The 19,063-nt window shown below is 74.2% G+C and carries 17 protein-coding genes and 1 riboswitch; of the genes, 7 read left to right on the top strand and 10 right to left on the bottom strand.

The window, feature by feature from the left end:
• Positions 1-8 precede the first annotated feature (8 nt).
• The 7 genes from ACZ592_RS30525 to ACZ592_RS30495 all read right to left on the bottom strand — a co-directional run bounded on the left by ACZ592_RS30525 (position 9) and on the right by ACZ592_RS30495 (position 8,589).
• A complete protein-coding gene (locus ACZ592_RS30525; protein WP_471584903.1) occupies positions 9-1,409 on the bottom strand; it encodes a cobyrinate a,c-diamide synthase in 1,401 nt (466 codons plus the stop codon).
• Positions 1,403-2,011: a cob(I)yrinic acid a,c-diamide adenosyltransferase gene (gene cobO, locus ACZ592_RS30520; protein ID WP_471584902.1), complete on the bottom strand. Its 609-nt coding sequence runs from the start codon at positions 2,009-2,011 to the stop codon at positions 1,403-1,405. Before cobO ends, ACZ592_RS30525 begins: the two co-directional genes overlap by 7 nt.
• Positions 2,011-4,089 (bottom strand): putative cobaltochelatase, encoded by a 2,079-nt coding sequence (locus tag ACZ592_RS30515; protein WP_471584901.1) that lies wholly within the window; start codon positions 4,087-4,089, stop codon positions 2,011-2,013. Before ACZ592_RS30515 ends, cobO begins: the two co-directional genes overlap by 1 nt.
• 64 nt (positions 4,090-4,153) lie before the next feature.
• A complete protein-coding gene (locus ACZ592_RS30510) occupies positions 4,154-5,710 on the bottom strand; it encodes a cobyric acid synthase (RefSeq protein ID WP_471584900.1) in 1,557 nt (518 codons plus the stop codon).
• Positions 5,707-6,660, bottom strand: coding sequence for a cobalamin biosynthesis protein (locus ACZ592_RS30505; protein ID WP_471584899.1), 954 nt, complete (start codon positions 6,658-6,660; stop codon positions 5,707-5,709). Before ACZ592_RS30505 ends, ACZ592_RS30510 begins: the two co-directional genes overlap by 4 nt.
• Before the next feature lie 108 nt (positions 6,661-6,768).
• Positions 6,769-6,911: riboswitch (cobalamin riboswitch) on the bottom strand.
• Between the two features lie 130 nt (positions 6,912-7,041).
• Positions 7,042-7,266, bottom strand: a complete 225-nt coding sequence (locus tag ACZ592_RS30500; RefSeq protein WP_471584898.1) for a hypothetical protein — start codon at positions 7,264-7,266, stop codon at positions 7,042-7,044.
• Positions 7,267-7,278: 12 nt separating this feature from the next.
• Complete coding sequence (locus tag ACZ592_RS30495) at positions 7,279-8,589, bottom strand: inorganic phosphate transporter (protein ID WP_471584897.1); 1,311 nt, start codon at positions 8,587-8,589, stop codon at positions 7,279-7,281.
• A gap of 315 nt (positions 8,590-8,904) precedes the next feature.
• On the opposite strand from ACZ592_RS30495, the gene ACZ592_RS30490 reads away from it, so the two are divergent.
• The 3 genes from ACZ592_RS30490 to ACZ592_RS30480 all read left to right on the top strand — a co-directional run bounded on the left by ACZ592_RS30490 (position 8,905) and on the right by ACZ592_RS30480 (position 12,378).
• Entirely contained in the window at positions 8,905-9,618 is a 714-nt protein-coding gene (locus ACZ592_RS30490; RefSeq protein WP_471584896.1) for a class II aldolase/adducin family protein, read from the top strand.
• 65 nt (positions 9,619-9,683) lie between these two features.
• A complete protein-coding gene (locus tag ACZ592_RS30485; RefSeq protein WP_471584895.1) occupies positions 9,684-10,820 on the top strand; it encodes an alpha/beta hydrolase family protein in 1,137 nt (378 codons plus the stop codon).
• Between the two features lie 100 nt (positions 10,821-10,920).
• Complete coding sequence (locus ACZ592_RS30480; protein WP_471584894.1) at positions 10,921-12,378, top strand: hypothetical protein; 1,458 nt, start codon at positions 10,921-10,923, stop codon at positions 12,376-12,378.
• A gap of 40 nt (positions 12,379-12,418) precedes the next feature.
• Here the strand turns inward: ACZ592_RS30480 and ACZ592_RS30475 are convergent, their stop codons facing one another.
• Together ACZ592_RS30475 and ypfJ are read right to left on the bottom strand one after the other, a co-directional pair.
• Positions 12,419-12,847 carry a VOC family protein gene (locus ACZ592_RS30475; RefSeq protein ID WP_471584893.1) on the bottom strand — a complete coding sequence of 143 codons (429 nt, stop codon included), beginning with the start codon at positions 12,845-12,847 and terminating at the stop codon, positions 12,419-12,421.
• 32 nt (positions 12,848-12,879) lie between these two features.
• Positions 12,880-13,770 carry a KPN_02809 family neutral zinc metallopeptidase gene (ypfJ, locus tag ACZ592_RS30470; protein ID WP_471584892.1) on the bottom strand — a complete coding sequence of 297 codons (891 nt, stop codon included), beginning with the start codon at positions 13,768-13,770 and terminating at the stop codon, positions 12,880-12,882.
• Positions 13,771-13,996: 226 nt separating this feature from the next.
• On the opposite strand from ypfJ, the gene ACZ592_RS30465 reads away from it, so the two are divergent.
• From ACZ592_RS30465 to ACZ592_RS30450, 4 genes are all read left to right on the top strand, one after another.
• Positions 13,997-14,812 (top strand): PQQ-binding-like beta-propeller repeat protein, encoded by an 816-nt coding sequence (locus ACZ592_RS30465; protein WP_471584891.1) that lies wholly within the window; start codon positions 13,997-13,999, stop codon positions 14,810-14,812.
• A 121-nt stretch (positions 14,813-14,933) separates the two neighbouring features.
• The gene (locus ACZ592_RS30460; protein ID WP_471584890.1) at positions 14,934-16,532 is read left to right on the top strand and encodes an ABC-F family ATP-binding cassette domain-containing protein; all 1,599 of its coding nucleotides are present in this window, start codon (positions 14,934-14,936) and stop codon (positions 16,530-16,532) included.
• Between the two features lie 383 nt (positions 16,533-16,915).
• Positions 16,916-17,137, top strand: coding sequence for a helix-turn-helix domain-containing protein (locus ACZ592_RS30455; RefSeq protein ID WP_055550175.1), 222 nt, complete (start codon positions 16,916-16,918; stop codon positions 17,135-17,137).
• Positions 17,138-17,271: 134 nt separating this feature from the next.
• The gene (locus ACZ592_RS30450; RefSeq protein WP_471584889.1) at positions 17,272-18,075 is read left to right on the top strand and encodes an enoyl-CoA hydratase/isomerase family protein; all 804 of its coding nucleotides are present in this window, start codon (positions 17,272-17,274) and stop codon (positions 18,073-18,075) included.
• 123 nt (positions 18,076-18,198) lie between these two features.
• On the opposite strand, the gene ACZ592_RS30445 is transcribed toward ACZ592_RS30450, so the two are convergent.
• Complete coding sequence (locus ACZ592_RS30445) at positions 18,199-19,002, bottom strand: nucleopolyhedrovirus P10 family protein (protein ID WP_471584888.1); 804 nt, start codon at positions 19,000-19,002, stop codon at positions 18,199-18,201.
• Positions 19,003-19,063: the final 61 nt, after the last annotated feature.

The raw sequence follows: 19,063 nt of genomic DNA, 5'->3' as shown, positions 1-19,063 counted from the left end.
CGCGCGGGTCACGGCGCGCACCGCTCGACGAAGCGGCGCGCGACGCCCGGCTCCCCCGCCCAGTGCGTGTGCAGGTAGCTGGCGTGCACGTTGCCCTGCACGAACCCCTCGACGCGCCGCTCGGGCACGTGCAGGCCCCACGCGGGCGTCGCCCCGGCGCCCGGCTCCACGACCGTGCGGTGGAACTCGTGGCCCCGCATCCGGGTCCCGGCCGGCGCGAGCACGCTGTCCGACACGGCGACCGCCTCGCGGTAGCCGAGCGTCAGACGCCCCGACATCCGCGCCCCGGCGTCGAGCACCCCGCACATCGGCTTCCCGTCCAGTTCGCGGGAGAGGTAGAGCAGCCCGGCGCATTCGGCGGCCACGGGCGCCCCGGAGAGCGCCAGTTCGGCCACACACTTCCTGAGCCGCTCGTTGGCGGACAGCTCGGGCGCGTACACCTCGGGGAACCCGCCCCCGACGACCAGCCCGGCGGTTCCGTCCGGCAGTTGCTCGTCGTGGAGGGGGTCGAAGGTGACGACCTCCGCCCCGGCGGCGGTGAGCAGCTCGGTGTGCTCTGCGTAGGAGAAGGTGAAGGCGGCACCGCCGGCGACGGCGACGACGGGAGACGTCTGTCCGGCCGCGCGTGATCCGGCCCGTGCGGCGCTCGAGGACGAATCCGGCGCGGCCGGTGACGAACCGAGCGCCGTCGCGGGGTCCCACGCCCCGCCCCGCAGGGAAGGCGCCGAGCGGGCCAGGGCGAGCAGGGCGTCCAGGTCGCACCCCTCCCGCACCTGCGTGGCGAGCGCCGCCACCGACCGCACCGCCTCCGCCTGCCGCTCGGCCACCGGTACGAGCCCCAAGTGCCGTGAAGGAGCCTGCACTTGAGGGGTACGGCGCAGCACGCCGAGCACCGGTACCCCGGACTCGTCCAGGGCCTGACGCAGCAGCGCCTCGTGCCGGTCGGAGCCGACCTTGTTGAGGATGACGCCGGCGATCCGCACCTCGGGGTCCCAGGACGCGAAGCCGTGCACCAGTGCCGCCACCGACCGCGACTGCGACGACGCGTCGACGACCATCACGACCGGCGCCCGCAGCAGCTTCGCCACGTGCGCGGTGGACGCGAGCTCGCCCTGCCCGGCGGCCCCGTCGTACATCCCCATCACGCCCTCGACCACCGCGAGGTCGCACCCCGCGGACCCGTGCGCGAACAGCGGCTCGACCAGGTCGGGCCCGCACAGGTACGCGTCGAGGTTGCGGCCGGGGCGGCCGGTGGCGAGCGCGTGGTAGCCGGGGTCGATGTAGTCGGGCCCCACCTTGTGCGGGGAGACGGCGAGCCCCGCCGCCGTGAACGCGGCCATCAGGCCCGTCGCGACGGTCGTCTTGCCGCTGCCCGACGACGGCGCCGCGACGACGAGGCGAGCTACCACTCGATGCCCCTCTGGCCCTTCTGGCCCGCGTCCATCGGGTGCTTGACCTTCGACATGTCGGTGACCAGGTCGGCGAAGTCGACGAGCTGCTGGGGCGCGTTGCGGCCGGTGATGACGACGTGCTGGGTGCCGGGCCGGTTCCGCAGCACCTCCACGACCTCCGCCGGGTCGATCCAGCCCCAGTGCATCGGGTAGGCGAACTCGTCGAGGACGTACAGCTTGTACGTCTCCTGCGCGAGGTCCCGCTTGACCTGCTCCCAGCCCTCGCGGGCCTTGTCCTCGTTGGTCAACTCGCCCTCGGCGGGGGCCCGCTGGATCCAGGACCAGCCCTCGCCCATCTTGTGCCAGTCGACCGTGCCGCCCTCGCCGCTCGCGCCGAGGACCTTCAGCGCGTTCTCCTCGCCGACCTTCCACTTCGCCGACTTCACGAACTGGAAGACGCCGATCGGCCACCCCTGATTCCAGGCGCGCAGCGCGAGTCCGAACGCGGCGGTCGACTTGCCCTTGCCGATGCCCGTGTGGACGAAGACGAGCGGGCGGTTGCGGCGCTGGCGCGTCGTGAGTCCGTCGTCCGGTACGACGCTCGGCTGTCCCTGCGGCATTAAGCGGCCCTCCTGGAAGGCGAGTTGATTCCCTGTACGTCCTTGACGAGGCCGGCGATCGAGTCCGCCCGCAGCTCGTCGAGGGTCACGGCCGTCCCGCCGAGCTCGCCCGCCAACTGGCCCGCGAGCCCCAGGCGCACGTAGCCCGACTCGCAGTCGACGACCACCGAGGCGACCCCGTCGGCCGCGAAGAGGCGCGCCGCGCGGCCCGCGCGCGCCACCGGCTCGACGCCGCCCGTCGCCCGCCCGTCCGTCACCACGACCACCAGCGGGCGGCGCGCCGCGTCCCGCAGCCGCTCGATCCGCAGCACGTCGTGCGCCTTCAACAGGCCCTCGGCCAGCGGAGTGCGGCCGCCGGTCGGCAGCGACTCCAGGCGGGCCGCGGCCGCGTCCACCGACGACGTCGGCGGCAGCGCCACCTCCGCGTCCTTGCCCCGGAACGTCACGAGCCCCACCTTGTCGCGCCGCTGGTAGGCGTCGAGCAGCAGCGAGAGCACGGCCCCCTTGACGGCGCTCATCCGCTGCCGGGCCGCCATCGACCCGGAGGCGTCCACGACGAACAGCACGAGGTTGCCCTCACGCCCCTCCCGCGTCGCCTGCCGCAGATCGTCACGGCGTACGACGAGACCGGCGCCCGAGCGCCCGCGCGCCTTCTGGTGCGGTGCCGCGGCGTGCACGGTCGCCGCCAGGTGCAGCTTGGTCAGGGCACCCTGCGGGCGGCGCGAACCCGTCGTGCGGCCGTGCTCGGTCCTGGCCCGCGAGCGCCGGCCCGCCGCGCCCTCGCCGATGCCGGGCACGCTCAACGTCTTGGTGCGGAACGGCTCGGCGGCCCGCACGGCCTGCTGCTCGCCGGACGCGCCGCCCGGGGCCGGGGCGGGCTCCTGCGGGGCCGGCGCCTCTTCGGTCTCCGGGCCCTGGCTCTGCTCGGGCAGCTCGGGCACCTCGGGGGAGGGGGAGTCGGGCGTGTCGGGGCCGTCCGCCGGCGGCTGACCGCCGCCTCCGTCGGGACCGCCTCCGTCGGGGTCGTCGCCGCCCTCGGGCCCCTCGGGAGGCTCGGGCTCCTCGTCCTCGCGCGCCTGGTCCAGCGCCTCGTCGAGCTTGTCCTCGTCCAGGCCCGGCGCGTCGAAGGGGTTGCGGCGCCTGCGGTGCGGCAGCGCGAGCAGCGCGGCCCGGCGCACGTCCTCGCTCGCCACGTCGGTGCGTCCCGACCACGCGGCCAGCGCCGTCGCGGTCCGCGCCATCACGATGTCCGCGCGCATCCCGTCGACCTCGAACGCCGCGCAGGTCGCCGCGATCTGCCGCAGCGCCGCGTCGCCGAGCACCACCTGGGGGAGCAGTGCGCGCGCGGCCACCACCCGGTCGCGCAGCGCGGCCTCCTCGTCGGCCCAGCGTCCCGCGAAGCCCTCGGAGTCGTCGTCGTACGCGAGCCGCCGCCGCACGACCTCGACGCGCTGGTCGGTCTCCCGGGACGCGGCCACCTCGACGGTGAGACCGAACCGGTCGAGCAACTGCGGCCGCAGCTCGCCCTCTTCGGGGTTCATCGTGCCGACGAGCAGGAAGCGGGCGGCGTGCCGGACGGACACCCCTTCGCGCTCCACGTAGGAGGCGCCCATCGCGGCCGCGTCCAGGAGCAGGTCGACCAGGTGGTCGTGGAGGAGGTTGACCTCGTCCACGTACAGGATCCCGCGGTGCGCGTCGGCGAGCAGTCCGGGCTCGAAGGCCTTCACGCCCTCCGCGAGCGCCCGCTCGATGTCCAGGGCGCCGACGAGCCGGTCCTCGGAGGCGCCGACGGGCAGTTCGACCATCCGCGCGGGGCGCGCCGTGGCGCCGCCCGACTCGTGGGGGCCGTCGGGGCAGTTCGGGTCGGCGGCGGCCGGGTCGCAGGAGAAGCGGCAGCCGGCGACGACCGGCACCTCGGGCAGCAGCGCGGAGAGCGCGCGCACGGCGGTGGACTTGGCGGTGCCCTTCTCCCCCCGCACGAGCACACCGCCCACGGCGGGCGATACGGCGTTCAGCAACAGCGCGAGCCGCAGGTCGTCCTGCCCGACGAGGGCGGTGAACGGATACGGGGTGGTCACAGAGCCTCCTTGAAGCGTTCGTGGTGGTGCGGTGCGGGACCGTGCCCGGTGCCCCCGAGGGGGCTCAGGACGGCGCACCGGGCGCGATGAACGGCAGGCCGGCCGGCGCGCCCTTCTCGATCAGGCCCAACAGCGCGTCCGTGTCCGCGTGTTCTTCGATCAGGTCGCCGAGCAGGTCGAGCTGTTGCTCGCGCAGCGCGGCGAAGCTGGTGTCGGGCGCGGGCACGAAGCGGCGCCCGGCCGCGCGGGCGACCTCGGTGAGGAACCGGCGCCGGAACGCGTCGCTCTCCAGCGACCCGTGCCAGTGCGTGCCCCACACCTCGCCGACCCGGCAGCCGTCCAGGAAGGGCTCGCCGCCCGTCACCTCGGCCACGCCGTGATGGATCTCGTACCCCTCGACCGGCTCGCCGAGGGCCTCGCCCACCGGTCGGGCGAGGGTCTTCTCGCGGGCGAACCGCACCCGCACCGGCAGCAGTCCGAGCCCGTCCACGGATCCGGCCCGTGACTCGACGTCGTCCTCGATGTGCTCGCCGAGCACCTGGAAGCCGCCGCAGATCCCGAGCACGGGCCGCCCCTGCGCGGCGCGCCGCGCCAGGGCGTCGGCGAGCCCGCGCTCACGCAGCCACGCCAGGGCCCGTACGGTCCCGCGGGTCCCCGGCACCACCACGAGGTCGGCGTCGACGAGTTCCTCGGCCCGGTCCACGAACCGCACGACGACGCCCGGCTCGGCGGCCAGCGCGTCCACGTCCGTGAAGTTGGACATCAGCGGTAGGGCACAGACGGCGACCCGCAGCACGTCCGCGCCGACCGGCGGGGCCACCACGGACTCCCGCACGGCACCGCGCAGGGAGACCCGCAGGCCGTCCTCCTCGTCGATGCCGAGCCCGTGCTGGAACGGCAGCACGCCGTACGTGCGCCGCCCGGTGAGCCCGAGCAGCATGTCGAGCCCTGGTTCGAGCAGCGAGACGTCGCCGCGGAACTTGTTCACCAGATACCCGGCGACGAGTTCCTGGTCGGCCTCGCTCAGCAGCGCCGTCGTCCCGAAGAACGAGGCGAACACCCCGCCCCGGTCGATGTCCCCGACCACCAGGACGGGGAAGCGGGCGGCGCGCGCGATGCCCATGTTGACGATGTCGGTGCGGCGCAGGTTGATCTCGGCGGGGCTGCCCGCGCCCTCGCAGATCACGGCGTCGTAGCGGGACCGGAGCTCTTCCAGGCACCCCACGACGGTGTCGAGCAACGCCGCCTGCCGCCCCCCGTGCAGCCTCTCCCCGGGGGACGGCCCCCCGGATCCCCCGGACCCCCCGAAGAACCCTCGTGCGCTCATCTCGCCCACCGGCTTGCCCATCAGCACGACCTGGCTGGAGCGGTCGCCGCCGGGCTTGAGCAGCACGGGGTTCATCAGCGCGCTCGGCTCGACGCGGGCGGCCTGCGCCTGCATGGCCTGGGCCCGCCCGATCTCCGCGCCCTCGCGCGTGACGAAGGAGTTCAGGGACATGTTCTGCGCCTTGAACGGCGCGACCGACACTCCCTTGCGGGCCAGCCACCGGCAGATGCCGGCGGTGACGACGCTCTTGCCGGCGTCGGAGGTGGTCCCCGCGACGAGCAGTCCACCACTCATGAGTCTCTCCCTGACCGCCTCGACCGCAGTGCCGTGCGGGCGGCCACCGCGACGCCGAGCGCCAGCCAGCTCACCCGCCGCGACAGCTTCACGGCCCGCTCGACGTCCGCCACCCCGACATCCCGCCCCGTCGCGTTCAGAACGGGCCGGCGCTCCACCCGGCCCCCGTACGAGAGGGTCCCCCCGAGCCGTACGCCCAACGCGCCCGCGAAGGCCGCCTCGACGGGCCCGGCGTTCGGGCTCGGGTGCTTCGCGGCGTCCGCGCGCCAGGCCCGCACCGCCCCGGCGGGGGAGTCCCCGGCCAGCGCCGCGAGCCCCGCGGTGAGCCGCGCCCCCGGCCACCCGAACACGTCGTCGAGCCGGGCCGAGGCCCACCCGTAGCGCCGGTACCGGGGCGACTTGTGCCCCACCATCGCGTCCAGCGTGTTCACGGCACGGAAGGCGACGAGGCCGGGCACCCCGCCCAGCGCGCCCCACACGAGCGCTCCGACGACCGCGTCGGACGTGTTCTCGGCGACGGACTCCACGACGGCCCGCGCGATGCCGTCGGCGTCCAGTGCCTGCGGGTCCCGCCCGCACAGATGCGGCAGGCGCTCCCGCGCGACCTCGACGTCCCCGGCCGCCAGCGCCCCGCCGATCGCCCGCGCCTCGCGCCCCAGCGAGGTGCCGCCGACCACCGCCCAGGTCGCGGCGGCGGTCAGCGCCACGGAGCCGGCGGGCGAGCGGTGTACGAGGCGGGAGGCGAGGGCGGCGGCACCCGCCGCGCCCCCGGCGCACACCGCGGTGTGCAGCGCGCCCCACCCGCGGTGGTCGCGCCACAGGGCTCGTTCGACGGCGCCCGCCGCGCGCCCGAAGGCGGCGACCGGATGGCCGCGGCGGGGGTCGCCGAGCAGCAGGTCGCCGAGGAGGCCGGCGGCGGCGCCGTACGCGAAGACGCGGTCGGCACGCACGCTCTCAGCCCGTCGCTTCGCTGAGGAGGGAACGCGTACTCAGAAAGGGAACCGGCACCGGGCGGCCGCGCATGGCGATATGTCCTCACTCAGGGTGTCCGCGCCCTGGTTCGACGTGATGCGGTGGCGAGAGTTCCTGGCTCACGGGGAGGTTCTCCCCGGTGACAGTGGCGGGACCGCGCCGGATTCGCACCGGCTTCCTCTGCTGCCGCCGTAGTTGGCCCCGGCAGTCCACCACGGCCCGCGAACGCCCGTCAACTCGCCGTTGACCTGCGGCGGGAGAGTGTGTTGGGCCCCACACACGGGCCCGTGGGCACCCGCACACAACGATGGGGCGCGGAGCGTTCGCACGCTCCGCGCCCCACCCGGGACAAGCCGGTGTCAGGCGACGATCAGATAGATCCCGTACGCCACCGCCGCCGCGCACAGCGCGAAGCAGGCGTACGCGCCGGTGCGCGCCATGGCGGCGGAACCGCCGTGGGACGCGGCCGCCGTCTCCTGCTTGGAGAGGCCGACGACGCCGAGGGTGAAGAGGCCCACCAGGGCCACCGTGACCGCGAGGCTGACTCCGAAGACGGAGCCGAGAGCTGCCCAGTCGATGCTCATGCTGATCTGTCCTTACACCGTCGCGGGCCGGGCGGGGTCCGCCATGGCGCCGGTGGTGGTCGTGGTCGGGGCCGAGACGGTGGCCTTGACGGACCCGTCGGGGACCGGCGGGACGGGCGAGGCGGCCATCATGCCCACCGGGGGCGGGGAGACGGCGGCGATCGCGGTGGTCACGACGCCCGCGGGCTCGGCGGGCGCCGCGGGGACGGCACCGGGACGGATCTCGTCGTCGGTGACGTTGGTGTGGTCGATGGCGTCGCGCCGCGAGAGCACGTAGATCACGGTGGAGCCCGCGACCAGGAGCACGGCGGTGGCCGCGATGCCCCAGGGACCCTGCTTGGTGAGGAACTCGGCGCCCGCGCCGACCAGACCGGCGGCCGGCAGGGTCAGGCCCCAGGCGACGAACATCCGGGTCGCGGTCGACCAGCGGACCACGCCGCCCTTGCGGCCGAGGCCCGCGCCCATCACGGCGCCGGAGCAGGACTGGGTGGTGGAGAGCGAGAAGCCCAGGTGCGAGGAGGCCAGGATGACCGTCGCGGCGCTGGTCTGGGCGGCGAAGCCCTGCTGCGGCTGGAGGTCGGTGAGGCCCTTGCCCATGGTGCGGATGATGCGCCAGCCACCCAGGTAGGTGCCGAGCGCGATGGCCACACCGGCCGAGACGATGACCCACATCGGGGGGTTCGCGCCGGGGTTCAGGACACCGCCGGTGACCAGGGCGAGGGTGATGATGCCCATGGTCTTCTGCGCGTCGTTGGTGCCGTGGGCCAGCGAGACCAGGCCCGCGGAGGCGATCTGCCCTGCGCGGTAGCCCTTCGCGGTGGCCTTGGTGTCGGTGTCGCGGCCGATGCGGTACGTCAGGCGCGTGGCCACCATCGCGGCGAGACCGGCCACCAGGGGCGCGGCGAGGGCCGGGATCAGGATCTTGGTGACGACGGTGCCGCCGTTGATCGACGACCAGCCCATCGACATGACGGCGGCACCGATGAGGCCGCCGAAGAGCGCGTGGGAGGAGCTGGAGGGCAGGCCCACCAGCCAGGTCAGGAGATTCCAGAGAATCGCGCCGACGAGCGCGGCGAATATGACCTCTGTCTTGAGGCCGTCCTCGTTGACGATGCCGCCGGAGATCGTCTTGGCGACCTCTACGGAGAGGAAGGCGCCGACGAGGTTGAGCACGGCGGACATGGCCACCGCCGTCTTGGGCTTCAGGGCGCCGGTCGAGATGGTCGTCGCCATCGCGTTGGCAGTGTCGTGGAAACCGTTCGTGAAATCGAACACGAGAGCGGTAACGATCACGATCCCGAGGAGAAGCGTGATGTGTTCCATTTACCCAGGCTTCTGTTGGACGTCAGTGGCATGTGGAACGTAGGCAACCCGAGTGAACGGAAAGTGAACTGGGCCGGGCGGTGCGGTGACCCGAAGCGGAGTGACCTGATTCCGTCCTCACCAGGTGTCTGACGACGATCGTACGGAGGGGTGGCGCGGGGCCCGCAAACTGGGCGGAGTGTCGGGTTCCGCCATCCGGAGGGGACCCCCGCGCGGCACCCCCTCCGGCCGGGCCGCCGACCCGCCGAAGAGATCCTGATCACCCGGCGGGTCGCCGCCCTACTGCGCGTGACGCCCGGCTGACAGGATCACCGCATGACTGAGCAGCGGCAGCACGGTGGCGGTGGCGGCGGCGACGAGGCCGGCGACGGCGGCGCGGCACGGGACGCGATCGCGCGGGCCTGGGACGAGCTGGTCGACACGGCCGTCAGGACGGTGCGGGACGGCCTGGTCGTCGGCACCTCGGGCAACGTCTCCGCACGGGTCGGCGGCACCGTCCTCGTCACCCCGAGCGGGGTCCCCTACGACCGGCTGCGGCCCGAGGACGCGGTCGGCGTCGGCCTCGACGGCCGCCAGCTCTTCGGCGACCTCTCCCCGACCAGCGAACTGCCCATGCACCTCGCGATCTACCGCGCCACGGACGCGGCGGCGGTGGTGCACACCCACGCGGTGCACGCCACCGCCGTCTCGATGCTGGTCAAGGAGCTCCCCGCCGTCCACTACATGACCGGCGTCCTCGGCGGCCCGGCCCGCGTCGCCCCGTACGCGCTCTACGGCACGCAGGAGCTGGCCGAGAACATGCTGCACGCCCTGCGCGAACGCACGGGATGCCTCCTGCGCAACCACGGCACCGTCACCTACGGGAACAGCCTCTCCCAGGCGTACGACCGCACGGCCCAGCTGGAATGGATGTCCCGCCTCTGGCTCACGGCCAGCGCCGTGCCGGGCCACACCCCGACCCTGCTGTCCCCGGCCCAGTTGCGCGAAGCGGAGGAGAAACTGCGGGGCTACGGCCAGCCTGCGGGCTGACGCCCGCATCACCCCGAGGACACCGCCCACTGGCCCCGCGGCCCTCGCCCCCGGACACTGGGACGGTGCGCCCAGCCAAAGCGACGGCAGCGGCCGTCACCGCAGTAACAGCCGCCCTGGGGACGGCCGCGGCCGCCGTCGCGGCGGGCCGCTTCGCCAGCGACGCCGCCCTGAAGGCACCCCCGGGCCGCCCGCTGCCCACCGAACCGCGCCTGACCGTGCACGCCACGGCCGCCGGCCAGATCAGCCTCACCCGCGCCCTCGCCAGCCTGCGCCCCGGCAGATACGGCCTGAGCGGCAACGGCACCCACGCGGTCGTCGGGCCCGTCCTGGAGTCCGCCCCGCACGAGGCGGACACGGTCGTACGCCGCCTCGAAGCCGTCACCCACGGCTCCCTGGAACCCGGCGCCCGCGTCTGGCTCACCCCGCAGGTCCACATCGGGGACCCGCGCGCCGCGCTCGGCCTGGACCACGCCGACGTGGACATCCCCGGCGAACTCGGCGGCCTGCCCGCCTGGTTCGTGCCCGGCGCCCGCGACACCTGGGTCATCACCGTGCACGGCCTGGGCACCACCCGCGAACACCCCATGGTCGTCATGGACTTCCTGCACCGCCTGCGCCTGCCCGTCCTCGACCTCGCCTACCGCGGCGACCTCGGCGCGCCCCGCTCCCCGGACGGCCTCGGCCACCTCGGTGAGTCGGAGTGGCGCGACCTGGACGCCGCCATCCGCTACGCGGTGCGCCACGGCGCCGAACGCGTCGTCCTGCACGGCTGGTCCACCGGCGCCGCCATGTGCCTGCACGCCGCCGCGCACTCCGCGCTGCGCGAGCGCGTCAGCGGTCTCGTCCTCGACTCCCCGGTCCTCAGCTGGGAGACCACCCTGCGCGCCCTCGCCGGTGCCCGCCGCACCCCCGGGCCGCTCCTTCCGCTTGCGGTCCGTGCGGCCCAGGGGCGCACCGGGCTGCGGGGCGACCGGATCCTCGCGGCGTCCGACCCGGACGCGCTGCGCGTCCCGACCCTCCTCGTGCACGGCCCGGGTGATGCCGTCGCGCCCTGGGCGCTCTCCCGTCGGCTGGCCGAACAGCGCCCGGAGCTGGTCACGTTGCACGCGGTGCCGGACGCGCCGCACGGCGCCATGTGGAACGCCGACCCGGCCGGCTACGAAGAGGCGCTGCGCCGCTTCCTCACCCCGCTGATGTGACCCTTCGAACCCCCTTGCGTACGCCCCGTGCCGCGCGCCCCCACCGCCCGCGTCCCCATTCCGTTTGGGTTTTCGGACCGTCAACAGGAAGACTGTTCCCGTGACGTCCCGTACCCCGCGCGACTCCAGGCTCCGACTTGTCCACGCGCCCTACCCGAAGGCCGAGGAGCGAGGAGAGGCCAGGCGCGACGCAGCACGCCCCCTCTCTGCCGCGCCCGGCGCGGTGGGCAGCCGCCGCACGCGCCGCCCCGCGCCCCGGCCACCCGAGGGCACACCCGCTCCCGCGGAACTGGCCCGCGCGGCACGCGCCGGCCTCGCCGACGCCGCCCGGGTCGCCCGCTGGGCCGACGCGGCCCTGCGCCCGGGCCCCCGCCGTGCCGACGCGACCCCCGACGGCAAGGGCACCCTCTCCGACGCGACCGCCGAACGGGCCGCCACCGAGCTGGGCCTGACCGTCGATCAGATCCGTGCCGACTGGGACACCGCGCGCCTCGCGGGCCTCATCGAGGTGCACGGCGACAGCGCACGCCCCGGCTGGCGGCTGCGCGCCTGGAACCGCGACGACAGCGCCGTACTGCGCGGCTGGGTCGCCCTCTTCGACGCCTGGTCGCTGGCCCACCCGGCGCCGGACGAGCTCGCCCCCGCGGCCGTCGCCGAGTGCGTCGAGGCCATGCCGCAGGTCCTCTCCCTCCTGCAGCTTTCGGCGGGCCCCGTCCCCGTGCCGCAACTGCTCGACCTCCTCGACCAGCGCGTCACGGAACTGCGCACCGAACGCTGCGAGATCCCCTACGGCCCCCAGCCGGAGCCGACCGCCCCCGCCGACTGCCCGCAGGAGGCCCCGCTCCCCGACCTCCTGGAGTGGGCGCTGCAGGGCCTCGCCACGGTCGGCGCGCTGACCCGCGCCGACGGGCAGGTCACCCTCACCCCGCTCGGCAGCTGGGCGGTCTGGGTCAAGCTGGAGCAGATCTGCGTCGCCGCACAGAGCCCCGCGGGACACATCGAGCAGTCCGCCGAGGACATGCTGCGCGGCTGCGTCCGCCTGCGGCCCAACGCGGCCCGCGCCGAGTACCGCGCCTGGCTCGCCGCCCGCCCCGTCGGCAGCGCCGTCACCGACCTCCTCACCGCCGCGCGGGGCGAGGACGCGCTGCTGCGCGGCCTGGCCTTCGAGGCCCTGCGCGTGGTCGGCGCACCCGCCGAGGCGGAGGTCAGGGCCGTCCTCGAGGAGCCCTCGCTGCGCGCCTACGCCCTGCTCTGGCTCGCCGAGCAGGAGGGCGCCGACCCCGAGGACGTCCACCTGGTGCTGACCCGCGAGGAGTCCACCTGGCTGTGGGTCGACACCGCGGCGGCCGTCGCGGACCACGGCGAGGCCCCGCTCCTCATCAGACACCTGGAGTCGGCGGTCCAGCCCACCGTGCCCACCCTCCTCGACGAGGTGCGCCGCGTCGGGCACCCCCGCACCGTCCAGGTGCTCGTCGCCCTCGCGGCCGCCCACCCCGACCCGGCGCTCGCCAAGGCCGTGCGCCGCGCGGCCTTCCAGGTGCACACCGGCGGGGAGTGACGCCGGGGCGGGGGAGCGCTCCCGCGCCCCGGCTCCCGTCTCAGCCCCGCGCCCCGGTGCCGTGCGGGTCGGGGGCGTACGTGCCGAAGCTCCACACGTTGCCCTCGGCGTCCCGGGCCATGTAGTCCCGTGAGCCGTAGTCCTGGTCGGTCGGCGGCAGCAGGATCTCCGCGCCGTGCTCCTTCGCCCGCCGGTGATGGGCGTCGACGTCGTCCACGACGATGTACACGCCGCACGGCCCCGCGCCCCGCATCGCCCGGTCGAAGGCGCTGCCCGTGTCCCGGGAGCCGAGCATCACCGCGCCGTTGCCCTGGGCCAGTTCGGCGTGCACGATCCGGCCGTCCTCGCCCTCGTACACGCTGATCTCGGTGAAGCCGAAGGCCTCCGTCAGCTGCCGGACCGCGGCCTTCGCGTCCGCGTACAGCAGGCTCGGGTAGATGCTCGGCCGTCCGCCGTTGTCGTCTGCCATGCCGTTCACTCCGATCGGATCCGTGCCGAGGCTCAGCGGAAGGTGTTGCACTGGCCCATGTCGCCGGTGCGGTAGCCCTGGTAGAACCACTGCTGGCGCTGTTCGGCCGAGCCGTGGGTCCAGGACTCCGGGGTGACGCGGCCCTGGAACTTCTCCTGGATGCGGTCGTCGCCGACGGCCGCCGCCGCGTCCAGGCCGTCGCGGATGTCGTTGTCGTCGAGGCTGCTGATCAGCGGCCTGCCCGTGCGCTCGTCGGGGCTGCGGGTCGCGTGCCGAGCCCAGACCCCCGCGTAGCAGTCGGCCTGCAGCTCGACCTTCACGGCGTTGCTGTCGCGGCCCGTGCGCCCGTCCTGGGAGCGCCGCAGGGTCCCCATCAGGTTCTGCACGTGGTGCCCGTACTCGTGGGCCACCACGTACGCCTGCGCGAAGGGCCCGCCCGAGGAGCCGAACTTGGTCCGCAGCTCGTCGAAGAAGCCCAGGTCCAGATAGACCTTCTTGTCACCGGGGCAGTAGAAGGGGCCGACCGCCGACGTGGCGGTGCCGCAGGCGGTGCCCACGCGGCCGGTGAACAGGACGGTCGGGGCGGGCGAGTACCCCGCCCCCCGGCGCTGGAACTCGGGGCGCCAGTAGTCCTGGACGCTGTTGACCACCGCCACCATGCGGCAGTCCTCCTTGCTGTTCGCGTCCCGGCCCGTCCGGCAGCTCTGCTGGACCGCCGCGGCGGACGAGGAGGAGGCCGCGGGCTCGTCGTTGCCGGAGGACAGGCCCAGCTGGTCGGGGCCCACTCCGAAGAAGAGCCCCAGGAGCAGCGCGATCAGACCGGCGATGCCGCCGCCCACGGTCGCCCGGCCGCCGGGGATCCGACTGCCGCGCACATCCTGCACCTCCGAGGTGTCCAGGTTGGCGTCGTCGTCGAACTGCATGGGCGCACCCCTCTGCCGCGCATCCGGGACGACACACGTCGCCCCGCACCGGAGCACCGGCCACTTCATCCTGATATGCCGTCCTCCGCCGGGCCCCGGACGGAGGTCCGAACGGGGGACACGGAGCGCGCGCCGCGCCGTGTCGCCCCGCCGCACGGCGGCAGCCCCGACCCCCGCGGCTACGCTCTGCGCCTGATCCGTGGGCCGTGGTACCGAAGGGGGCGTCATGTCAGCTCTGCCGCTCGACACGGCCGCCCCGCCGCACGGGACGACCGCACCGCGCGCCGGGACCGCCCCCACGCCCGCCCCCGCGCCCGTCACTGCGTCCGCCTTCCGTCGCACCCGCATCGCGCTGCCCGTCGCCCTCGCCGTGCTCGCCCTGCCGCTCGTCACCGCCGCCCACCACTCGCGGCCCGCCCCCTACGGAGACCACCTCACCGTCCACGCGCGCGTGAACGGCGTCCTTGGCGCCGACCCCGCGGTGCGCACGAGGGGCCCGGCGGTCGAGGCGTACGACACACGCAGCGGCAGCCCCCGCTGGACGTACACGCGCGAAGGACGCCGTCCCGTGACGCTCCTGGCCGCCCCGGGGCACGCCGTCGCGCTCTGGAGCGACGGCCTGGTCACCGACACCGTGCGCGCCGACGGGGGCTCCGTGCGCTGGCACCGCGCGATCCCCGGCAGCGCCGACTGGCTGCGCACCCCGGCCGCGCGCGGCGGCGCCGGCGTCCTGCAGCCGCTCACCCCGGACGCCCGCATGCTGGCCGTCGTCACCCCGCACCGCGTCACCGCCTACCGGGCCGCCGACGGCGACCTGCGCTGGGTGCTGCCCGCCCGTCCCGGCTGCGCCTTCGCACCGGCCCGCTCACTGCGGCGCGGCGGCGCCCTCCTGGTCGCCCAGCCCTGCGCCGGCCCCGGCGCGTCCTGGACGTCCCAGGTCATCGCGGTGGACGACTACGGGAGAATCGTTCCGGGCCGCACTCCGCTGGGGAACGGGGACGCCGAGCGGGGCGGCAGCGGCGGCGCAGGCACAGATAAGTAGTTGCGAGGGCCCGTTAGAATGGCTGCCATGGCAGCTCCTCTCCTCAGTTGGACGGCATAGACACCGGTCCCGAGCACCTCAGTCGTCCCTCTCGCCGTCCACATCTGTTCAGGAGTACCCCGTGATCACCGCTTCCGGCATCGAGCTGCGCGCCGGCGCCCGCATCCTCATCGAGAACGCCACCTTCCGTATCGCGAAGGGCGACCGCATCGGCCTCGTCGGCCGCAACGGCGCGGGCAAGACCACCCTCACCAAGTGCCTCGCGGGCGAGGGCATGCCCGCGGGCGGCACGATCTCCCGCTCGGGCGAGGTGGGCTACCTCCCGCAGGACCCCCGCACCGGCGACCTCGACGTGCTGGCCCGCGACCGCATCCTCTCCGCGCGCGGGCTCGACACCCTGATCCGCAAGATGCGCGAGAACGAGCAGCGCATCGCGAACGGCTCGGGCGCCACCCGCGAGAAGGCCCTGAAGCAGTACGAGCGCCAGGAGACGGAGTTCCTCACCAAGGGCGGGTACGCCGCCGAGGCCGAGGCCGCCACCATCGCCGCCGCGCTCAACCTTCCCGACCGGGTGCTCGGCCAGCCCCTGCACACGCTCTCCGGCGGTCAGCGCCGCCGCATTGAGCTGGCCCGGATCCTCTTCTCGGACGCCGACACGCTCCTCCTCGACGAGCCGACCAACCACCTCGACGCGGACTCGATCGTCTGGCTGCGGGATTACCTGAGGACGTACCGCGGCGGCTTCATCGTGATCTCCCACGACGTCGACCTCGTCGAGACGGTCGTCAACAAGGTCTTCTACCTGGACGCCAACCGCGCCCAGATCGACGTCTACAACATGGGCTGGAAGCTCTACCAGCAGCAGCGCGAGTCCGACGAGAAGCGCCGCAAGCGCGAGCGCCAGAACGCCGAGAAGAAGGCCGCGACGCTGCACTCGCAGGCCGACAAGATGCGCGCCAAGGCGACCAAGACCGTCGCCGCGCAGAACATGGCCCGGCGGGCCGACAAGCTCCTCGCGGGCCTGGAGGCGGTGCGCCAGAGCGACAAGGTCGCCAAGCTGCGCTTCCCCGAGCCCTCGCCGTGCGGCAAGACGCCGCTGATGGCCGAGGGCCTGTCGAAGTCGTACGGCTCGCTGGAGATCTTCACCGACGTCGACCTCGCCATCGACAAGGGCTCGCGCGTCGTCATCCTCGGCCTCAACGGCGCGGGCAAGACCACCCTGCTCAGGCTCCTCGGCGGCGCCGAGAAGCCGGACACCGGGGAGGTCATCGAGGGCCACGGCCTGAAGCTCGGCTACTACGCGCAGGAGCACGAGACGCTCGACCCCGAGCGCACCGTCCTGGAGAACATGCGCTCGGCCGCCCCCGACCTCGACCTCGTCGAGGTGCGCAAGACGCTCGGCTCGTTCCTCTTCTCCGGGGACGACGTCGACAAGCCCGCCGGCGTGCTCTCCGGCGGCGAGAAGACCCGGCTCGCGCTCGCGACGCTCGTCGTCTCGTCCGCCAACGTGCTGCTCCTCGACGAGCCCACCAACAACCTCGACCCGGCGAGCCGCGAGGAGATCCTCGGCGCGCTGCGCACCTACAAGGGCGCCGTCGTCCTCGTCACGCACGACGAGGGCGCGGTCGAGGCGCTCCAGCCGGAGCGGATCATCCTGCTGCCCGACGGCGTCGAGGACCTGTGGGGCCAGGACTACGCGGATCTGGTCGCCCTCGCCTGACATGCGGAACCCGCGGGACGCCCCGGTCGGGGCGTCCACCGCGCTTGATCGAATGACTGATCCACTGGGTATGGATCATTCGGCCGATCCGTGATCCCCCATCTGTGTGAGCTGTCCTCGTACCGAGGTGTGTCATACACGGATTTCGTCGCCGACCTGCGATGCGACGGCCCTTCTCCTCTTTCACCGCGCTGACCTGCCGGTTCGTCGCGCCGTCTGTTCGGCCGGGTGGAATCGAGCGTGCGGAATCGTTAATTCCGATCGTGTCGTACGCCGCTGAAACGACGAACCTCGTCGTACGGACCTTGTCGAATGGGTGGCCAGGAAGCCCAGGAGGGGTGATCATGAGAAGTCCAGAGCGCACTTCCCATGAGGAGGCACGGGTGGCCGAGACTCTGAAGAAGGGCAGCCGGGTAACCGGCGCCGCGCGCGACAAGCTCGCGGCAGACCTGAAGAAGAAGTACGACGGCGGTGCGAGCATCCGGGCGTTGGCCGAAGAGACCGGCCGCTCGTACGGGTTTGTGCACCGGATGCTCAGCGAGTCCGGCGTCACGCTGCGGGGACGCGGCGGGGCGACGCGAGGCAAGAAGGCCGCCGCCGGCTGACGGCGGGCGGCACGCTGTCCCATGGTCCGATGGTGACCACCCGGTCGGTCGGGTGATCGACCGGGTGGTTACTGTGCAGTCACTTACGGGCGCTCCTGTGCGTCCGGACCGACCGCACCCCATCGGAGGCACCCATGGCTTCGTCCGACAGCGAGCTCGCACCGGTTCTCGACAAGGACGGCGTACGCCTCACCATCGACGAGGCCGTCGCCACGGTGACGCTGACCAATCCGGCCAAGCGCAACGCCCAATCTCCCGCGCTGTGGAGGGCGTTGACGGAGGCAGGTCAGCTGCTGCCGGGCAGCGTCCGCGTCGTGGTGCTGCGCGGTGAGGGCAAGTCCTTCTCCGCGGGCCTCGACCGGCAGGCGTTCACGCCCGAGGGTTTCGACGGCGAGCCGTCCTTCATCGATCTGGCACGCGGTGAGGACGGCGTTCTCGACGCCACGATCTCCGAGTACCAAGACGCTTTCACCTGGTGGCGGCGGAGCGACCTCGTGTCCGTCGCCGCTGTCCAGGGCCACGCCATCGGCGCCGGCTTCCAGCTGGCGCTCGCCTGCGATCTGCGGATTGTGGCGGATGACGTGGAGTTCGCCATGCGCGAGACCAGCCTGGGCCTGGTCCCCGACCTCACCGGCACGCACCCGCTGGTGGGGCTCGTCGGCTATGCCCGCGCGCTGGAGATCTGCGCCACCGGACGTTTCGTCCACGCGGACGAGGCCGAGCGGACGGGCCTCGCCAACCTCGTCGTGCCCGCGGACCAGCTCGACGCCGCCGCCAGGGACCTGGCCGCCGCGCTCGTCGCCCCGCCCCGCGACGCCGTCATCGAGACCAAGGCGCTGCTGCAGGGCGCCTCGGGCCGTTCCTACGAGGAGCAGCGCGTCGCCGAGCGCGCCGCGCAGGGCCGCCGCCTTCGCGACCTCGCGGGCCTCGGCGACTGACGCGTTTCCCTGCCGGGGCCACCCCGGTGACGAGCCCGGACCGCCTCGGAGACGGGTCCAGCCCGCCTCGGTGACGGGTCCAGTCCACCTCGGCGGCGGGTTCAGCCCACCTCGGCGGCGGGTTCAGCCCACCTCGGTGACGAGCACGGCCACCGAAGGGTGGTCCGGCAGGGCGGCGCCGACCGCCTTGCGGACCGCGAGCGCCACGTCCAGGGCGCGGTGCCCGCGGTCCGTCGCGAGCTCCACGCGCGCGTGGCGGCGCGGCAGCGTGTCCGCCGCCGCGCTCTCCTCGATGTGCACGGCCCTGCCGAGGCCGAGCACCCCGGTCAGCCGGGCCACTCCGGGCACCGCGAGGGCGCTGCGCGCGACGCGCGCCTCGTCACCCTCGTCGGCATCGGCATCGGCATCGGCATCGGCATCGGCATCGGCGTCGCCGCCGTCACCCGCCCCCTTCCGCATCCCGTCCCCGGCATCGGGGGCGTCGGGGGCATCGGGGGAGCCAGCGGCGGGGCGTACGTCTTCGGGGGCGGCGTCCTCGTCGAGCAGGGCCGTCACCCGCAGATCCACCCCGTCGACCGCCAGGCCGATCCGGTCCGCCGCCTCGCGGAGCGCGGCGCGCAGCCGGTCCGCCGCCGCGGGCAGCGGCGCGCCGGTCAGGGCCGCGAACTCCGCGGAGACGCGCAGCGGCCCCGGCGGCAGCGCGCTCGGCGGTGCCGGCACGGCCGCGGCGGACGCCGAGTCCGGATCGGCAAGGGCGATGCGGAGCGTGCCGAGCCGCACGCCGTCGACCCCGTCAGCCATCTGGCGCAACGCGCCGTCCGCCGCCGATTCCGTCACCCACACGCCGTCCTGCGCGCCGCCCAGCGGCAGCACACGGCCGAGCCCCAGCTGTCGGCGTACCGCCTGCGTCCAACCCTCGCCCGTCATGGCCCCAGCCTGCCGCATCCCGGGCGCGCGGGCGCGGGGCCGCGCTTAATGTGAGCGAGGA

This window comes from Streptomyces sp. NPDC040622 (genome assembly GCF_055593965.1).
The sequence above is the reverse complement of the archived record's forward strand: the minus strand, read 5'-3'. Positions and strand labels throughout refer to the sequence as shown.

Coding starts and splice junctions, on each gene's coding strand:
- cobO (WP_471584902.1), bottom strand. CDS start 2,011: ATGCCGCAGGGACAGCCGAGCGTCGTACCGGACGACGGACTCACGACG.
- ACZ592_RS30510 (WP_471584900.1), bottom strand. CDS start 5,710: ATGAGTGGTGGACTGCTCGTCGCGGGGACCACCTCCGACGCCGGCAAG.
- ACZ592_RS30500 (WP_471584898.1), bottom strand. CDS start 7,266: ATGAGCATCGACTGGGCAGCTCTCGGCTCCGTCTTCGGAGTCAGCCTC.
- ACZ592_RS30495 (WP_471584897.1), bottom strand. CDS start 8,589: ATGGAACACATCACGCTTCTCCTCGGGATCGTGATCGTTACCGCTCTC.
- ACZ592_RS30490 (WP_471584896.1), top strand. CDS start 8,905: ATGACTGAGCAGCGGCAGCACGGTGGCGGTGGCGGCGGCGACGAGGCC.
- ACZ592_RS30475 (WP_471584893.1), bottom strand. CDS start 12,847: ATGGCAGACGACAACGGCGGACGGCCGAGCATCTACCCGAGCCTGCTG.
- ypfJ (WP_471584892.1), bottom strand. CDS start 13,770: ATGCAGTTCGACGACGACGCCAACCTGGACACCTCGGAGGTGCAGGAT.
- ACZ592_RS30465 (WP_471584891.1), top strand. CDS start 13,997: ATGTCAGCTCTGCCGCTCGACACGGCCGCCCCGCCGCACGGGACGACC.
- ACZ592_RS30450 (WP_471584889.1), top strand. CDS start 17,272: ATGGCTTCGTCCGACAGCGAGCTCGCACCGGTTCTCGACAAGGACGGC.
- ACZ592_RS30445 (WP_471584888.1), bottom strand. CDS start 19,002: ATGACGGGCGAGGGTTGGACGCAGGCGGTACGCCGACAGCTGGGGCTC.